At 69.3% G+C, this 16,086-nt stretch carries 10 protein-coding genes; 7 read left to right on the top strand and 3 right to left on the bottom strand.

All coding sequences use genetic code 11. The features are described from left to right. From C1I95_RS23190 to C1I95_RS23170, 5 genes are all read left to right on the top strand, one after another. Nucleotides 1-1,460: glycoside hydrolase family 43 protein (locus C1I95_RS23190; protein WP_325048854.1), on the top strand; the 1,460-nt coding region annotated here is incomplete at its 5' end. Further along, nucleotides 1,457-4,738, top strand: coding sequence for a discoidin domain-containing protein (locus C1I95_RS23185; protein WP_111216603.1), 3,282 nt, complete (start codon nt 1,457-1,459; stop codon nt 4,736-4,738). The genes C1I95_RS23190 and C1I95_RS23185, both read left to right, overlap by 4 nt. Nucleotides 4,739-4,846: 108 nt before the next feature. Next, the gene (locus C1I95_RS23180; protein WP_111216601.1) at nt 4,847-5,389 is read left to right on the top strand and encodes a PadR family transcriptional regulator; all 543 of its coding nucleotides are present in this window, start codon (nt 4,847-4,849) and stop codon (nt 5,387-5,389) included. Continuing rightward, the gene (locus C1I95_RS23175; protein WP_111216599.1) at nt 5,386-6,084 is read left to right on the top strand and encodes an ABC transporter ATP-binding protein; all 699 of its coding nucleotides are present in this window, start codon (nt 5,386-5,388) and stop codon (nt 6,082-6,084) included. Before C1I95_RS23180 ends, C1I95_RS23175 begins: the two co-directional genes overlap by 4 nt. Beyond that, nucleotides 6,081-7,607 carry an FtsX-like permease family protein gene (locus C1I95_RS23170; protein ID WP_111216597.1) on the top strand — a complete coding sequence of 509 codons (1,527 nt, stop codon included), beginning with the start codon at nt 6,081-6,083 and terminating at the stop codon, nt 7,605-7,607. Before C1I95_RS23175 ends, C1I95_RS23170 begins: the two co-directional genes overlap by 4 nt. 11 nt (nt 7,608-7,618) lie before the next feature. On the opposite strand, the gene C1I95_RS23165 is transcribed toward C1I95_RS23170, so the two are convergent. The 3 genes from C1I95_RS23165 to C1I95_RS23155 all read right to left on the bottom strand — a co-directional run bounded on the left by C1I95_RS23165 (nt 7,619) and on the right by C1I95_RS23155 (nt 12,983). Next, nucleotides 7,619-8,650: a LacI family DNA-binding transcriptional regulator gene (locus C1I95_RS23165; protein WP_111216595.1), complete on the bottom strand. Its 1,032-nt coding sequence runs from the start codon at nt 8,648-8,650 to the stop codon at nt 7,619-7,621. 308 nt (nt 8,651-8,958) lie between these two features. After that, nucleotides 8,959-9,591: a hypothetical protein gene (locus C1I95_RS23160; RefSeq protein ID WP_111216593.1), complete on the bottom strand. Its 633-nt coding sequence runs from the start codon at nt 9,589-9,591 to the stop codon at nt 8,959-8,961. Nucleotides 9,592-9,665: 74 nt separating this feature from the next. Beyond that, nucleotides 9,666-12,983 (bottom strand): beta-L-arabinofuranosidase domain-containing protein, encoded by a 3,318-nt coding sequence (locus tag C1I95_RS23155; protein ID WP_233513828.1) that lies wholly within the window; start codon nt 12,981-12,983, stop codon nt 9,666-9,668. Nucleotides 12,984-13,880: 897 nt separating this feature from the next. Here C1I95_RS23155 and C1I95_RS23150 point away from each other — a divergent pair. Next, entirely contained in the window at nt 13,881-15,071 is a 1,191-nt protein-coding gene (locus C1I95_RS23150; RefSeq protein ID WP_158566450.1) for a cytochrome P450, read from the top strand. 222 nt (nt 15,072-15,293) lie between these two features. Further along, the coding region (locus tag C1I95_RS23145; protein ID WP_199523869.1) for a hypothetical protein at nt 15,294-16,086 on the top strand (793 nt) is incomplete at its 3' end.

Raw genomic sequence — 16,086 nt, 5'->3', positions numbered from 1 at the left:
CCCGACAGGAGACCCCCGTGCGACGACGACCCATTGTCCGCGCCCTGGCGGCCGGCTGCGCCGCCGTGCTGGCCGCGAGCCTGGCCCTCGCCTCGCCCGCCTCGGCCGCCAACCCCATCATCACCACCATCTACACCGCCGACCCCGCGCCACTCGTGGTCGGCAACACGATGTACATCTACGCCGGTCGCGACGAGGCGCCGACGGGCACGAACAACTTCGTGATGCGCGAGTGGCACGTGCTCTCCTCCACCGACGCGGCGAACTGGACCCACCACGGGGCACGGGCGAACATCGGCACCTTCGGCTGGGCCGGCGCCGACGCCTGGGCCAGCGAGGTCGAGTACCGCAACGGCCGCTACTACTGGTACACCTCGGTCAACGGTCGAGGTCCCGGTTGGATGGACATCGGCGTCGCGGTCGCCGACAGCCCGCTGGGCCCGTTCACCGACGCCAAGGGCGGGCCGCTGATCAGCGACAGCACCCCGAACTCCTCGCCGCTGAACATCGACCCCACCGTCTTCGTCGACGACGACGGCCAGGCGTACCTCTACTGGGGCGGCTACTGGGGAGCCCGGGCGGTCCGGCTGGCCAGCAACATGATCGACACGGTGGGCTCGGTGGTCACCCCGCAGGGGCTGACCAACTTCTGGGAGGCGCCGTTCATGTTCAAGCGCAACGGCCTCTACTACATGATCTACGCGGCGAACGACACCCAGGGCTGCGTCACCTCGTCGAGTTACGCCTGTCAGCGCTACGCCACCGCCACCAACCCGATGGGCCCGTGGACGCACCGCGGCGTCGTGCTCGGCCAGGTCTCCTCGACCACCAACCACGCCGGGGTGGCGCAGCTCAACGGCCAGTGGTACATGATCTACCACAACGCCAACGCCCCCGGCGGCGGCAACTTCCGCCGCTCCGTCGCGGTGGACCGGATGTACTTCAACGCCGACGGCACCATCCAGCCGGTGGTGCAGACCACCACCGGCCCGCCGCCCAACCCGGGCGGCGGCGTCCAGCCGCCGGCCGGCACCAACCTGGCTCCCTCCGCCACCGCCTCCACCTCGTACGTGTCCGCCTGGGAAAGCCTCGCGGCGATCAACAACGGTGGGGTGCCGACCAGTTCCGCCGACCGCAGCAACCTCGCCTACGGCAACTGGCCGCAGCAGGGCACCCAGTGGATCGAGTACCGCTGGCCGAGCGCCCGCAGCATCAACCGCACCGCCACCTACTGGTTCGACGACAACCAGGGCATCGACCTGCCCGCCTCCTGCCAGGTGCAGTACTGGACCGGCAGCGCGTACGTCAACGTGCCCAACCAGTCGACCTGCGGGGTGGCCGCAGACACCTACAACGTCACCACCTTCAGCACGGTCAGCACGACCCGGCTGCGGCTGAACATCACCTCCCGTACCGGCTACTCCACCGGAGTCCTGGAATGGATGGCGTTCCAACCATGAGCAGAATCCAGCCCGTACGCGCGGCGCTGGCCGCGTTCGTCACCGCGACCCTGGTAGCCGGCACCCTGGCGGTCTCCGGCGGCCCGGCGTATGCCGAGCAGACCATCGGTTACCCCACCTTCTCCGGGCCGGCCGTGCCGGCGCCACCGGTCGGCTACTCCACCGGCAACACCATGCAGGCCATCTACGACGCCGAGAGCGCTGGCACCGACTTCTGGATGGACCGGCTGCTGGCCCGCCCGGGCAACGACCCGGCCGGCGCCTGGTTGATGACCCGTGGCCGGGGCTTGTTCATGTACACCCACAACCCGTCGGTGATCGGCTTCGGCGGGAACACCGCCTACTGGGACAACATCAGCAGCCAGAGCGCGTACACCATCACGGTCGGCACCGGCACCCTCACCGAGCAGGTGGCGCAGCGCTGGCAGGCGCCCAGCCACTGGCGCGGCGTCTACACCGGCGGGTCGCTGCGCGCCGACGTCACGAAGTTCGTCACCCACCAGAACGTCGCGGTGACCAACCTGACCGTGACCAACACCGGTTCGACCAGCAGCACCGTGCAACTGCGGGTCACCTCGCCGTACGCCGCCTCGGGCAGCGGCAGTGAGCTGACCGGCAGCCGGCAGGTGAAGAACAACCTGACCACCATCCGCCCGCGGCTGTCCGGGGACGGGTTCAGCGTCAGCAGCGGCGGCCTGAACCGCTCGGTCACCCTCGGCGCGGGGCAGAGCGTCACCGCCAAGGTGCAGTTGGGCTTCGTCACCGACGAGATCCCCGAGTCGATGACCGAGTACACCAGCTACCGCAACGCCACCGCGGCCGCCGCGTTCGCCACCCACGTACGCGACTACAACCGCTGGTGGGCGGAGAACCTGCCCTACATCGACGTGCCCGACCCGGCCATCAAGAAGAACATCTACTACCGCTGGTGGCTGATGCGCTTCAACCACCTGGACGTGGACATCCCCGGCCAGGACTTCCAGTTCCCCACCTCGATCGAGGGGGTGACCGGGTACAACAACGCCATCGTGCTGACCCAGCCGATGCACGTCGACGACCTGAAGTACCTGCGCAACCCGATCTACTCGTACGGCCCCTGGCTGTCGGTCGGGCAGTCCTCGGCCAACGGCCGGTTCATGGACAACCCCGGTGATCCGGAGAACTGGTCGAACAGCTACACCCAGTACCTGTCCGAGGCGGCCTGGCGGGCGTACCAGCTGCACGGCGGGCAGCCGGCGATGCTGCAGAACTTCGCCCGCTACGCCGAGATGGACGTCAAGGGCCAGCTGGCCACCTACGACACCAACAACAACGGCGTGATCGAGTACAACTGGGGTGCGATGACCGGCAACGACGCCGACGCGGTGTCGTTCCACTGGCGCTCCGGCAACCTCGACCGGGCCGAGGGGGCGTACGTCTACAGCAACGCCCTGGCCGCCGCCCAGGCGTACACGGTGCTCGGCAACACCGCCAAGGCCACCGAGATGCAGACCCTGGCCAACCGGGTCCGCGACGGCATCGTCAACGTGCTGTGGAACCCGAGCCGGCAACTGCTGGAGCACCGGCACGTCGCCACCAACACCCACGTGCCGTGGAAGGAGATCAACAACTACTACCCGTACGCCGTCGGGCTGATGCCGAACACCGCCACGTACCGCGAGGCGCTGCGGCTCTTCAACGACCCGGCCGAGTATCCGATCTTCCCCTTCTACACCGCCAACCAGCGGGACAAGGCCGCTGCGGCGGCCGCCGGAAACCCCGGCAGCAACAACTTCTCCACCATCAACTCCACCGTGCAGTTCCGGCTCTACTCCTCGGTGCTGCGCAACTACCCCAACCAGTGGATGACCGCCGAGCACTACAAGAAGCTGCTCTACTGGAACGCCTGGGCGCAGTACGTCAACGGCAACACCCAGTGGCCCGACGCCAACGAGTTCTGGTCCAACTGGAACGGGTCGTCGATCACCTACCGGTCCTGGATCCACCACAACATCCTGGGCAGCAGCAACTGGACCGTCGTGGAGGACGTGGCCGGCCTGCGCCCGCGTACCGACAACACCATCGAGTTGTCGCCGATCAACATCGGTTGGTCCCACTTCGCGGTCAACAACCTGCGCTACCGCAACGCCAACCTCAGCGTGGTCTGGGACGACCCGGCCGACGGGATCACCCGCTACCCGGGCGTCCCGCAGGGCTACTCGATCTACCTGAACGGCAGCCGGGTGGCCACCGTGGACCGGCTGACCCGGGTGCTCTACAACCCGGCCACCGGCGCGGTCACCCTGCCGGCGGGCGGCACCACCACGTTCAGCGCCGCGTTCTCCGGGCTGCAACTGCCCCAGGACGTCAGCCAGACCAGCGCCCGGATGGTCGACATGTTCGCCAAGGCCGGCGTCGACCTGACCTCGACCACGCCGAACCTGGCCCAGGGCGCCACCACGTCGGCGTCGTACACCGCCTCGGGCACCTCGACCGGCGCGGCGGTCGACGGGTTCCCCACCAACGCACCGATCTGGGGAAGTACCGGGTCGCCGAACGCCACCGACTGGTACGAGGTCAACCTCGGCCAGACCCGGACCGTCGACGACGCGTGGCTGTACTTCCGCGACGACCGCGCCGGCAACCGCTACCGGGCACCGGCCTCGTACAACGTCCAGTACTGGAACGGCAGCGCCTGGGTCAACGCCGCGAGCCAGGTGAAGACCCCGACGGTGGCGCGGGCCAACTACAACCGGGTCCAGTTCACCCCGGTCAGCACCCAGCGGATCCGAGTGCAGCTCACCCATGCCACCGGCTTCCGCACCGGCCTGACCGAGGTCAAGCTGTACGGCCGGGGCGGCAGCCCGCCACCGTCCGGGAACCTGGCCGGCTCGGCGACACCCTCCGCGTCGTACACCTCGCCGTGGGAGTCGGTGGCCGCGCTCAACGACGGCATCGACCCACCGTCGTCGAACGACACGGTCAACCCGCGCTGGGGGACCTGGCCGAACCAGGGGCAACAGTGGGCCGAGCTGACCTGGTCGTCCACGCAGACGCTGCGCGCGGCGGAGGTGTACTTCTTCGACGACAACGGCGGCGTGCGGTTGCCGGCGTCGTGGCGGTTGCAGTACTGGACCGGCAGCGCCTACGCCGACGTGCCCGGAGCCAGCGCGTATCCGATCGCGATCAACCAGTACAACCGGGTCACCTTCCCGGCCGTGAGCACGTCCCGGCTGCGGGTGGTGTTGCAGGCCAACGCCGCCTCGGTGGGGCTGTTGGAGATCAAGGCGACCGGCTGACGTAGCGCGGCGGGCGGGCTCGCTGCCCGCCCGCCGTGCCGCCCACGTGTCGACGGCTCAGGCGTGTTCGATTGACGGCAGCTATTCCCACAGGGAATAGTGGGGCGCATGTCAACGACGCATGCGCTGCTCGGCATCCTTGCCGGGCAGGGGATCAGCCATGGGTACGAACTCAAACGCGAGCACGACCGCAGGCTGCTGGGCGTGAAGCCGCTCGCCTTCGGGCAGATGTACACCACCCTGGCCCGGATGCTGCGCGACGGATACATCGCGGAGGCGGCACACCAGCGGGTCGGCGGACCGGACCGGGTGGCCTACCGACTCACCACCGACGGTCGAGTCGAGCTGGACAACTGGCTCAGCGAGGCGGTGCCGCCCGCGGCGTACATCTCGGCCCAGCTATTCGTCAAGGTCCTCGTGGCGCTCGTCGCCACGCCGGACGAAGCGACCGCCCGGTCGTTCCTCGCCACCCAGCGCGCCGCCCACCTGGCACGGATGCGCGAGCTGACCCAGGTCAAGACCGCCGGCGGCGCCTCGGTGACCGAACTGGCCGTCGCGGACTACCTGCTCAACCACCTCGACGCCGACCTGCGCTGGATGGCGACCACGCTGGACCGGATCGGCCAGCTCCGCGCGGAGGTGCAGGCATGAACGACCCCATCCTCGAAGCGAAGAACATCGAGAAGTGGTACGGGCCGACCCCGGCGCTGCGGGACATGTCGCTGGTCATCGGCCGGGGCGAGATCGTGGCCGTGACCGGCCCGAGCGGCTGCGGAAAGTCGACGCTGCTGCACTGCCTCTCCGGGATCCTGCGGCCGGACCAGGGCAGCGTGCAGTTCCAGCAGCGCGACATCACCAACGTGAGCGAGGCGACGCGCTCCCGGCTGCGCCGGACGGCGTTCGGGGTGCTCTTCCAGTTCGGCCAGATCGTCCCGGAACTGACCGCCGTCGAGAACGTGACCCTGCCGCTGCAACTCGGTGGATCGCGGTTCCGGGACGCGGCCGTACGGGCCCAGCGGCTGCTCGACCGGCTCGGCGTCGGCGACCTGGCCGGCAAGCGGCCCGGCGAGATGTCGGGCGGCCAGCAGCAGCGGGTGGCGCTGGCCCGGGCGCTGGTCACCGAGCCGGAGGTGCTCTTCGCCGACGAGCCCACCGGTGCGCTGGACAGCCTCGCCGGCGAGCAGGTCATGGTGGAACTCGTCCGGCTGGCCGGCGATCACGGCACCACCGTGCTGGTCGTGACGCACAACGTGCAGGTGGCCGCCTACGCGGACCGCGAGATCACCATGCGCGACGGCCAGCTGGAGACCGCCGGCCAGGTCACCGTCGCCGGGGAGGCCCGGTGAGGCCCGCCGACGTCCTCCGGTTGGCGTTCGCCGGCACCCGCGCCGACCGGGCCCGCGTGCCGATCACCGCTGCCGGCGCGGCCGTCGCCGTGCTGGTGCTGCTGTCCTGCGCCACCGTGCTGACGATCGAGCCCGACTCGGGCCGCTACCCCAGCCGGATGTTCACCCACCCGGTCATCCTCACCAACGTCGCGTTGGCGACGCTGCTGTTCAGCATCCCGATCATGTTCCTGGTCGCGCAGTGCGCCCGGCTCGGTGCGCCCGGCCGCAACCGCAGGTTGGCGGCCTTCCGGATGGCCGGTGCCACGCCGGGTCAGGTCGGCTGGGTCGCCGCGGTGGAAACCGGCCTGGCCGCGACGATCGGGGCGACGCTGGGTGCGGCCAGCTACTTCGCCGGGCGGGTGCTGCTGGACGCCCCCGGGCCGGACGGCAAACGTCCCCTGCCGACGGACGTGCTGCCACCCGCTCCGGCCATCGTCGGCATCGTTGTCGGGGTACCGCTGCTGTCGACGCTGCTCACCGTGCTGCTGCTGCGCCGGGTGGCGATCACACCGTTCGGTGTCGTACGGCAGAGCAAACAGCAGCGGGTACGCGCCTGGCCCATGCTGCTGTTGGTGCTCGGCCTGGCCGGCCTGACGGCGATGAACGCGATCATGCGCAGTGAGTCGGTACGGCCCGGCGGCATGAGCCCCGCCCGCGAGGATCTCTTCGTCTTCGGGCTGCTCGCCTGCACGATCCTGATGCTGCTCGGTCTGATGTTCACCGTCGCCTGGATCGGCTACCAGAGCGCCCGGCTGCTGCTGCGGGTGACCCGGCGGCCCAGCGCGATGATCGCCGCCCGCCAGATCCTCGCCGATCCGTACGACGGCAGCCGCAGCTTCACCGTCATCCTGGTCCTCACCGCCTTCGGTGCCGGCGCGATGATGCTGCACTCCTGGCTGGTCACCGAGGTGGCGGTGCGGACCTACGCGATGCGGGACCCGGCCCTCGGCTACGACGCGCCGCCGATGGACCTGAGCGGCACCGCGGCCTTCCGCTCGGACGTCCATGACCTCGTCAACGCGGTGCTGCTCGGCCTCACCGGCGTCGCCGCCCTCACCCTGCTGATCGCGCTGGTCGAGTCCGGCGTCGCCCGCCGGCACACCGTCGCCGCGCTGGTCGCGGGCGGCACCCCGCGCGGCGTCCTGGCCCGCGCCATGTGTTGGCGGGTGCTGCTACCCGCGGTGCCCGGCATCGCCATCGCGGGCCTGATCGGGATGCTGGCCATGCGGGCCTTCACCGTCACCGCGACCGGGGGCTGGGGTCGCCAGATCTGTGTTGGTACGCCGGAGCAGTGCGCCGGGGCCGACGCCGGGAACTACCTGGAGTACGTCAGTGTCACGCACACCTTCCGGACCCCGGTGCCGTGGGGCGAAATCGGCGGGGTCGCGTCGGCCTCCCTGCTGGCCATCCTGCTGGTGATCGCGGCGAGCGTGCTCCTGCAACGGTCCAGCACCAACCCCGCCGAACTGCGCAGCGGCTGATTCCCCAAAGCTCAGCCGATCGGCACGGTCGACTCGCGGATCACGATGCGGCCGGGAAACTCTTCGGAACTGGGCGCGGTGGCGCTGTCGATGGCCGCGAAGAGCCGTTGGCCGGCCACCGCGCCGAGGCGCTTGAGGTTCATGTCGATGCTGGTCAAGCGCGGGCGGGAGTGCGCGGCGACGGCATCCCAGTTGTCGAAGCCGATCACGGAGGTCGAGCCCGGCACGTCGCGTCCCAGGTCGCGCAGCGTCTCCAGGACACCTCGGGCGATCTGGTCGCTGCCACAGAAGATCGCGTCGACCTCGGGGTGTTGCTCGACGACCATGTGCGCCGCGGCGCGTCCCCACGACTCGTCCCACGACCCGAAGTACGGCCGGTGGCCGATCATGCGCAGGCCGGCGGCGGCGAGTGCCGCCGCCGCGCCGTCGGCGCGGTCCCGGGCCGCCTGGAAGCCGGCCTCACCGGTGATGTGGGCGATGTTGCGCCGGCCGCACGACAGCAGGTGCTCGATGGCGAGTTGGCCGCCGCCCACGTTGTCGACGGTGATCGAGATGTCGTCCGGGTTTGCGGAGGGGGCGTAGACGTACACGACCGGCACCGGGATGTTGCCGGCCAGCGGCGGGCGGGGGTCGGTGCGGGAACCCACGACGATCAGACCGTCCACTCGCCGGGACAGCAGCGCGCGTACGTGGTGCTTCTCCCGGATGGCATCACCACGTGCGTCGCACAGGAAGACCGAGACCTGGCCCGCCCCGAAGGCGTCCTCCACGCCCATCAGGATGGGAATCGAGAAGCGTCCCTCCAGGTCGCTGGTCAGCAGGCCGACGGTTCCGGTCCGGCCGCTCAGCAGCCCGCGGGCGAGGGCGTTCGGCGCGAAGGACAGCAGCTCCGCGGCCTCCAGCACGCGGACCCGGGTGGTCGCCCGCACCTCGCCGCGCCCGTTGATGGCCTTGGAGGCGGTGGCGATCGACACCCCGGCGAGCTTGGCGACGTCGGTGAGGGTGGCCGTGCGGTTTGCGGGGACCTCGGGCCCGGTCGTCATGTGGTGCTCCCTCCCAGCGACCCGGCACCTGCGGGGTGCAGGCCGACCGGCTGCCGCCCGAGCGTCCTGGCCGACCACCCCTGGCAACAGTACGCCTGCAAACCTTTTCAGCGACGTCTCGGTGCGGTCTCAGCCCGGTGGCACACCCGCTGGTCCCCTCACTTCCGATGAAGATTACACCGCGCAGCCCCACCGATCTGGATCAGAAATGGGCGCCAGAATCCGGGGCCCGAAACGCCTTCCGAAACTCTGACGAACCCGTCTCGGCAAGGGATCGGCGGGGGCCACGCAGGGCCCCCGCCGGTCCATTACTCGAACAGCGACAGGGTCAGCGTCGAGGTGTACGCACCCGCGGCGACATCCGCCGGGGTCCGCAGGAACAGATCGGCGTTGACCGAGTAGGCGTCACCGGCGACCGCGCCGGAGTCGAAGGTCGAGACGAGGAGTTCCTGGTCGACCAGACCCACGTTGTTACCCGGCTGAGTCGCCTCGTCCAGAACCGTCACGACCTCTTCACCCTCGGACACCAAGCCGGTGTCACCGCCGTCGATCAGACGCGGCTTCCACCCCAGATGCCCGGCACCGATCGGCACCTGACCCGCACTACCGACAAAGTCGGTCGCGCTACCCAGCACCGCCCACGCCGCACCCGCCGGCACCTCATCCGCCGTACGCGTGTCCGTCACCGTCACCGTCGGCAGAGTGCCGACAAACTGACGCACCAACAACGTCGACCCGTCCTCGGCCAGAGCAACCGAGTCACCGGCGATCGACATCGCCAGGACACCCGGCTCCTTGATCGGCTCGATGTCGACGGTCACGCGAACGTCCGCCTCGTCACCAGGCTCCGCCAACGCCGGCGACCCGACCGCCACCGAACCGGCCAACATGGCACCCGCGGCACCCGCCGCGAACAGCCGCTTACGATTCCATGTGTTCATTTCGATCCTCCTTTGTCATCCAGCCAGAAAGACGGTGGCGGCGCCCGGCCGGACGCCGCCACCGCGGTGAGGGGCTAGCTGCCGAACGCGCCGTACGACGCCTCGATCTGCGCGGTCACGGGTTCCCCGTCGACCGTTCCGGTGATCTTTACGGTCACGGTGCCGGCCGGCACCGACGCGCTGCGGCTGTTGAACGCCTGGTAGGCGGCCTTGCCCGGGGCGACGCCGGTCACCGTCCGCGAGCCGTACGGCGTGATCAGCTCGATGGTGAGCGGCACGTCGTCGTCGTTGCGGGCGTTGACGGAGACGTAGGCGGTGGTGCCGATGCGCTGCGTACGAGCCTCCACCTCGACGTCCCAGGTGTGCGGCGTTTCGAGTTCCTGCCTCGACTGGGCGGCGTGCGAGACGATCAGATCCTTCTCCGCCGCGGTGAAGACGCCCGCCGTGACGAACGCCTCGGCGGTCTGGGTGACGGTCGACACGAACTGGCCGTGGCTGGCGAAGGGTGCCTTGTCCCAGACCAGGTCGAGGAAGGTCGGGCCGTCGGTGCCGGGTGACACGATGCCCGTGACGGGGACGTCGTAGTTCGGCAGGCCGTCGTTACGCTTGCGGTTGGGCACGCCGGTGTCGATGGATCCGAACACGATCGTCGGCTCGACCCGCCGGAAGTACGTCGAGGCGGCCTGCGTGTCGCCGACGTAGTACGGCCGCAGGTTGAAGCCCTGCGCGGCGAAGAGCGAGTCACCCGCTGCCGTGGTGCTGGTGTGAGTGACCGCCGCGCGGGCGTAGTCGCCGTCCCGCTTCAGGTGGCGGTACAGGGACAGTTCACGGAAGTTGCCACCCCCCGGGTTCCCGGTGAGCTGCATGATGATCGGGCCCCAGAAGATCGACTGCGTGTCGGGGCGGTCGATCGCCCGCTCGATCCGGATGCTGAACGGCATCCGAACCTCGATGGTGTCGCCCGGCGACCAGGTCCGGCTGAGCGTCAGGTAGCTGCTGGGCGTGGCGTTGACGTTCTGACTGACGCCGTTGATCTTGACGAAGAAGCCCTTCTGCACCCAGCCCGGCACCCGCAGCTTGATGTCGAGCGGCCCGCTGCCGTTGACGGTCAGCTTGGTGGTGTCCTCCCGCGGGTACTTGGTCTCCTGGGTGACGACGAAGTTCTTCTCCGCCCAGGTCAACGTCGACGGCGCGTACAGGTTGACCCAGAGGGCCTTGCTGTCGGCCGACTTGAAGTAGATCGTCTCCTGGTACTTGGTGTGGTTCTCGATGCCCGTACCGCCGCAGCAGGTGCCGGTGTTGCCGTAGCCGCGGGCGTTACCCGGGGTCAACGGCTGGAAGTAGGTGACCTGCGGGTTGCTGACGCTGGTGCTGTCGGCCCGCGAACCGGCGATCTGGTTGAGCAGACCCCGCTCGTAGTAGTCCATGTAGGCCGGGTTGTGCTCGTGGAAGAACAGGTTACGAGCCAGCTTGATCAGGTTGTAGGTGGTGCAGGTCTCCGCGCCACCCGCGGCGATCGAGTTCGCGACGTTGCCCCGGTTCTGGAACAACTCGATGTTGTTGTTGGAGCCCGGGTAGTTACCGCTCGTACCACCGTTGGCGTACATGCGGTGCGGTACGACCATGCCGTAGAAGTTCTTGGCGGCCAGGAAGTAGTCGTTGTCCCCGCTGTGCTCGAAGACCCGCAGGTAGCCGACGAACTGCGGCACGTGCGAGTTGGCGTGCAGCCGCTCCGGACGGCGACGACCGGGACGGGTCTGCGGCGTGGTGACGAGGATGTCGCGGTTCTGGACGCAGGCGTCGAAGAGCGACTCCCGGTTGTCGAAGAACTTGCCGGTGTCCAGGTGCTTCGCGTCACCGGTGAGCGCGAAGATCTCGGGGAACACCTCGTTCGCACCCCCGGTCTCGCCGGCGATGTAGAGGTCCCACATGTAGTTCAGGTTGTCCCGGGTGATCGGGCCCGGGTACGCGGGGTGGTTCTTGTCCCCGATGGTCAACGCGAGGTGCGCCCAGCCGGCCATCTTGACGACCACGTCGAGGGCCTTCTGGTTGTCGGTGTGGTAGTACGCGTCGAGCAGACCACGCATGATCTTGTGCTGCGTGTACCAGGGCGCCCAGGTGTTGGTGGCGGCGTTACTGCCGTAGACGGCCCACCTCGGCGGTCCGAGTCGGAGCACCGCGTCCTCCGGGATCGCGCCCAGGTACCCCGGGTGGGTCGGGACCCAGAGCCCGGTCCCGCCGCTCTGGATCGGCACGATGCCGCCGTCGCGGCCGTTGGGCGAGGAGTCCCGGATCGTGGAGCCACCCTCCTCCTCGAACCGGTACCAGGCAATCGAGCCGCCGCTGGTGCTACCGGCCGGCGAGTCCTGAAGCGACTGGATCTCCGCCGCGCTCAGGGCGCGGTCGAAGATGTGGAACTCGTCGACGGTCGCGTTCAGCATCGGGTCGCCGTACTGCGACCGCCCGATCCACCGGTTTCCCGGGTTCCCCAGGTTGGCCGGGCTGAGCGTCATGTTCGTGTTCTGGCCGGCCTGCTGACCGTTCACGTACAGCGTGCCCGTGTTCCCGGCGAGCGTCACGGCCAGGTGCACCCACTGGTTGATGGGCAGCGCCGTGGTGCCGTTGATCTGCTGCTCGCCGCCGCTGCCGCTGACCGTGATCGCGAACCTCGGCGCGTTGCCGGTAGCACCGGAGCGCGGGGCCAGGAACATGTTGACCGTGCTGTTCTGGCCGAAGTCGAACAGCCGGCTCCAGTTCTGGGTAGCCGCGAGATTCACCCAGGACGCGATGGTGAAGTCAGCGAGCTGGCTGATCGCCTCCTGCGGAAGGGTCACGTGCTCCGCCCGGCTGGGCCCGTTCAGCCGGAGACCGTTACCGAAGCGGCCCGTCACCCGACCGATCGGTGGCTCCTCCGGGTCCCCGCCGCCCGGGCCACCGTTGCCCATCCGCGCGGTGATCGCGGTCTGGCACGCCGCGAGCTCGTCGACCATCCAGTCGAGCTTGGTCTTGAAGATCGGCTCGCCAAGGTCGGCGTAACCCTGCGCCAGGGCCGTCATGAAGTGGCCGGCCCAGTGACCGCTGAGCAGGCCACCGTCCTCCCAGCCACCCGGTGCGGTCACGCCCGCCGGGTTCGGCCGACCGGCCTGGTTGTTGAACAGCACGAGGAAGCGCCGTTCGTCGAGCTGCCGAAGGTAGCTCTTCATGCGGTCGCGCTTTTCCTGGAGCAGACCGTCGCCCAGCCGCACGTCGCGCAGCTGGAACGGCCGGACCGGGGCGGTAGCGCCGGCACCGAGGTCGGTCGGGATCGCGTCGAGCGCGGTCGGGCCGGCTGTCGTCTCGGTGGCGGTCGCTGCCTGGGCAGCACTCGCGGGGAGCGCGCTCGCGGTGGCCACCGCGGCCACCCCGATGGCTGATGCCTGAAGAACCTGCCGTCGACTGACGGGAAGCTTCTCGGTTTGAGCCACTTAGGATCGTCCTTTCCCGGTGGTATGTGCTGGCCACCCGGCCAGCCTCCTGCTTGCGGTATGTAGATCCAGGTCCGCTTGATGGGTTGGCCTCGGCCCGGTTGGTCGGCTGTCATCCAGGGCGGAGGCGGCGATCACCCAGGCGGATGACCAGCCCGGCTGACCAGCGGTCGGCCGGCTTGCGGCGGACAGATTTCGGTGCGCCGTTCCGGACTGTCGCTGGATGAGTGGTCGATGTGGGCGTTGCGCCGGCGACAGGGCGCCGAGAAACGTCGCCGGGCGCCGGCCCGTCGCGGACGGCTCACCACGCCATGCCGAGCCGCTGCGCCGAAGCGGTCCGGCCGTACGTCGGCGGCGCGGGTCCCGGTTCGGGGCAGGTGTGTATCACGTACGGCGCGAGTCTGGCGACTGCCAGCGCGGCGCCGGAGCATTCTGCGCGTTTCCGCCCACTGCGCCGGGAGCGGGTTTGATGGCCGAGTCGGAGTTAATACATCGAACCTCCTCCATTAAACCGTCGTGCTGGTCCACAGAAGTCGGTGCCCATAGCGGCCGCGGAAGGGGCTGAGTCATCGGTTGCGGGGTCCGTGATTGTCAGCGAGTGTGAGCGTTAACTCTGAGGTCGTCAACCCCTACGATCGGGTAAGGTCGCGGCATTGACATAGACCTGAAACATACCTATGTTAGCGCTCAACCTCCTGGTCGAGCGGGCGTCGAGCTGTCCGCGGCACGGCCGAACTCCTGACGTTGGCGACCAGGCGCGTGCCATCCAGCGGGATGCGCAAGGCGCCCGCAGCGCACAGTGGACTTCCGGTTCAAGGAGGAAACGTGGTCGCCGAGTTCGGCGTCTCAGAGCTGTGGGATCCGGCGGTCCGCCGTGATCCGCACGGGTTCTACGACCGGGTACGAGACAGTGGCGGGCCGGTGCTCCAGATCGATCCGGCGGGTAACCCGTTCTGGGTGATCGCCGGGCATGCCGATGTGCTGGAAGGGCTGCGCCATCCGGCGATCGGGCACGAGGTGCACCGGCACTCCCCCGGCAGCTGGCAACCCGCCCTGCACGAACTGTCGGAAGTAGCGAGAATCGAGGCTCGCCAGCTCATCAACCTCGACCCGCCCGACCACACCCGGCTACGAGGGCTGGTCAGCGGCGGCTTCACGGCCCGGGCGGTGGCCCGGCTGGAGCCGTGGATCGGCGACCTCGCGGATCGGCTGGTCGCGCGGGCACGCCAGCACGGACGCATCGACGGAATCGCCGACCTCGCCGACCCGGTGCCGGTCAACGTCATCGCCGAGCTGGTCGGCATTCCGGAGTCGGACCGGCCGCGGTTCCGCGCCTGGTCGGCGGCGATCGTGTCGGCCAGCATCGACGGCCCGGCGGCGACCATGGAGTTCGGGGCGTACCTCGACGAGCTGGCGGCGCGCCGCCGTGCGGTCCCCGCCGATGACCTGATCTCGCAGCTGGTCACGCTCGAGGAGCAGGGCGACCGGCTGGACCGCGACGAGCTTGTGGCGCTGGTGCAACTGCTGCTCGTCGCCGGCCAGGAGACGACCGTCGACATGATCGTCAACGGCATTCGTCTGCTGCTTACCCACCCCGAGCAGTGGCAGGCCCTGCGGGACGATCCGTCCCTGGCGGCGGCGGTGGTCGAGGAGACACTCAGGTTCCGGGGGCCGGTCGAGATCGTGCCACCACGGTTCACCTTCGAGGACGTCGAGATCGCCGGCGGGCGGATCCCCGCGTACGACCGGGTGGGGCTGTCGTTGTGGGGAGCCAACCGGGACCCTGCGGTGTTCGAACGGCCGCACGTCTTCGACATCCACCGCACCGACGTCCGCAAGCACATCGCCTTCGGGCACGGCATCCACTTCTGCCTGGGCGCCCACCTGGCCCGCCTGGAGAGCCGGATCATGTTCGAACGAATCGCGCAACAGCTGCCTGGCCTGCGCCTCGCGGCCGATCCCACCGATCTCGACGGCTTCCGTCTGCACCAGGACGGCCTGCCGCTGGAGGTCTGACGCGACGCGTCCGGCCACCCCCATCCCGCTCACCGACGAGAGCCTCGATCGAGGCCGGTGAAAGCTGACCCTTGACCGTCCAGGGTGGTCGCAATACGGTGTGATAGTGCAATAGCACACTGCCCTGGAAGGGATCACTATGTGTGGCGACTCAGCGATCGGAAGGACGTTCCACAGTAGTCGGAGCCCGGGCCGCCGTGCCGTGTCGGAGCGAGGTCGGCCATGACCAGGCCGTTGCTCGCCGCCATCAGCGCTGGTGCCCTGGTCGTGTCCGGCACCCTGCTCGCCATGCCGGCGGCCCACGCCGGCGAGGCGGACCCACACCCGGTCGAGCTCACCGTGGAGATGCCGGAGGGCATCAACCTCGCCAGTCCGGGATTCATCCCCGTCGCCGTCCTGACCGACGACCGGGTCGACGCCAGCACGCTCGACCCGGCGTCCGTGCTGCTCGGCAACGCCGCGGGGAAGGGCGTCCGGGTCGCCCGGGAGGGCAACCGCCCGCTCGCCTTCACCACCGATGTCGACAACGACGGCCGGGATGATCTCGTCGTCCACTTCGACAAGGACGAACTGAAGCGGGCGGACCAGCTGACCGGGGCGACGACCGCCCTGACCGTCTCCGGCAACCTGGCGGACGGACGGGACGCCCACGGTTCGGACACCGTTTCGTCGGAGGTCCGGCTGGAGGTGAAGTTCGAGGAATCCCTCCAGGTCCGCGGCGCCAACGACGCCCTCCGGGCCGGTGGCCGTTCGGACAACCTGCAGCGCGTCCGCGCGGTGCTCGACGCGTACCGGTCGACGGACTTCGCGCCGCTGATGCAGCACGTGTCCGCCGACGAGCTGACCGTGCTGACCGCCGAGGCGGAAGCGCGCTCGGGCGAGCCGGCTCCCGACCTGGCCTCGTGGTACCAGCTCACGCTGCCGGCGGAGGTGGACGCCGACGAGGTGATCCGGGACCTGCTGGCGCTGCCCGAGGTCGCGTACGCCTACGTCGCCGCGGACCCCGCTCCCCCGC

The organism is Micromonospora craterilacus, from assembly GCF_003236315.1.
In the GTDB taxonomy this organism is placed as follows: Bacteria; Actinomycetota; Actinomycetes; order Mycobacteriales; family Micromonosporaceae; genus Micromonospora; species Micromonospora craterilacus.
Note: the sequence above shows the minus strand (reverse complement) of the source record. Positions and strands in the feature narration are given on the sequence as shown.

Coding starts and splice junctions, on each gene's coding strand:
- C1I95_RS23185 (WP_111216603.1), top strand. CDS start 1,457: ATGAGCAGAATCCAGCCCGTACGCGCGGCGCTGGCCGCGTTCGTCACC.
- C1I95_RS23165 (WP_111216595.1), bottom strand. CDS start 8,650: ATGACGACCGGGCCCGAGGTCCCCGCAAACCGCACGGCCACCCTCACC.
- C1I95_RS23175 (WP_111216599.1), top strand. CDS start 5,386: ATGAACGACCCCATCCTCGAAGCGAAGAACATCGAGAAGTGGTACGGG.
- C1I95_RS23160 (WP_111216593.1), bottom strand. CDS start 9,591: ATGAACACATGGAATCGTAAGCGGCTGTTCGCGGCGGGTGCCGCGGGT.
- C1I95_RS23180 (WP_111216601.1), top strand. CDS start 4,847: ATGTCAACGACGCATGCGCTGCTCGGCATCCTTGCCGGGCAGGGGATC.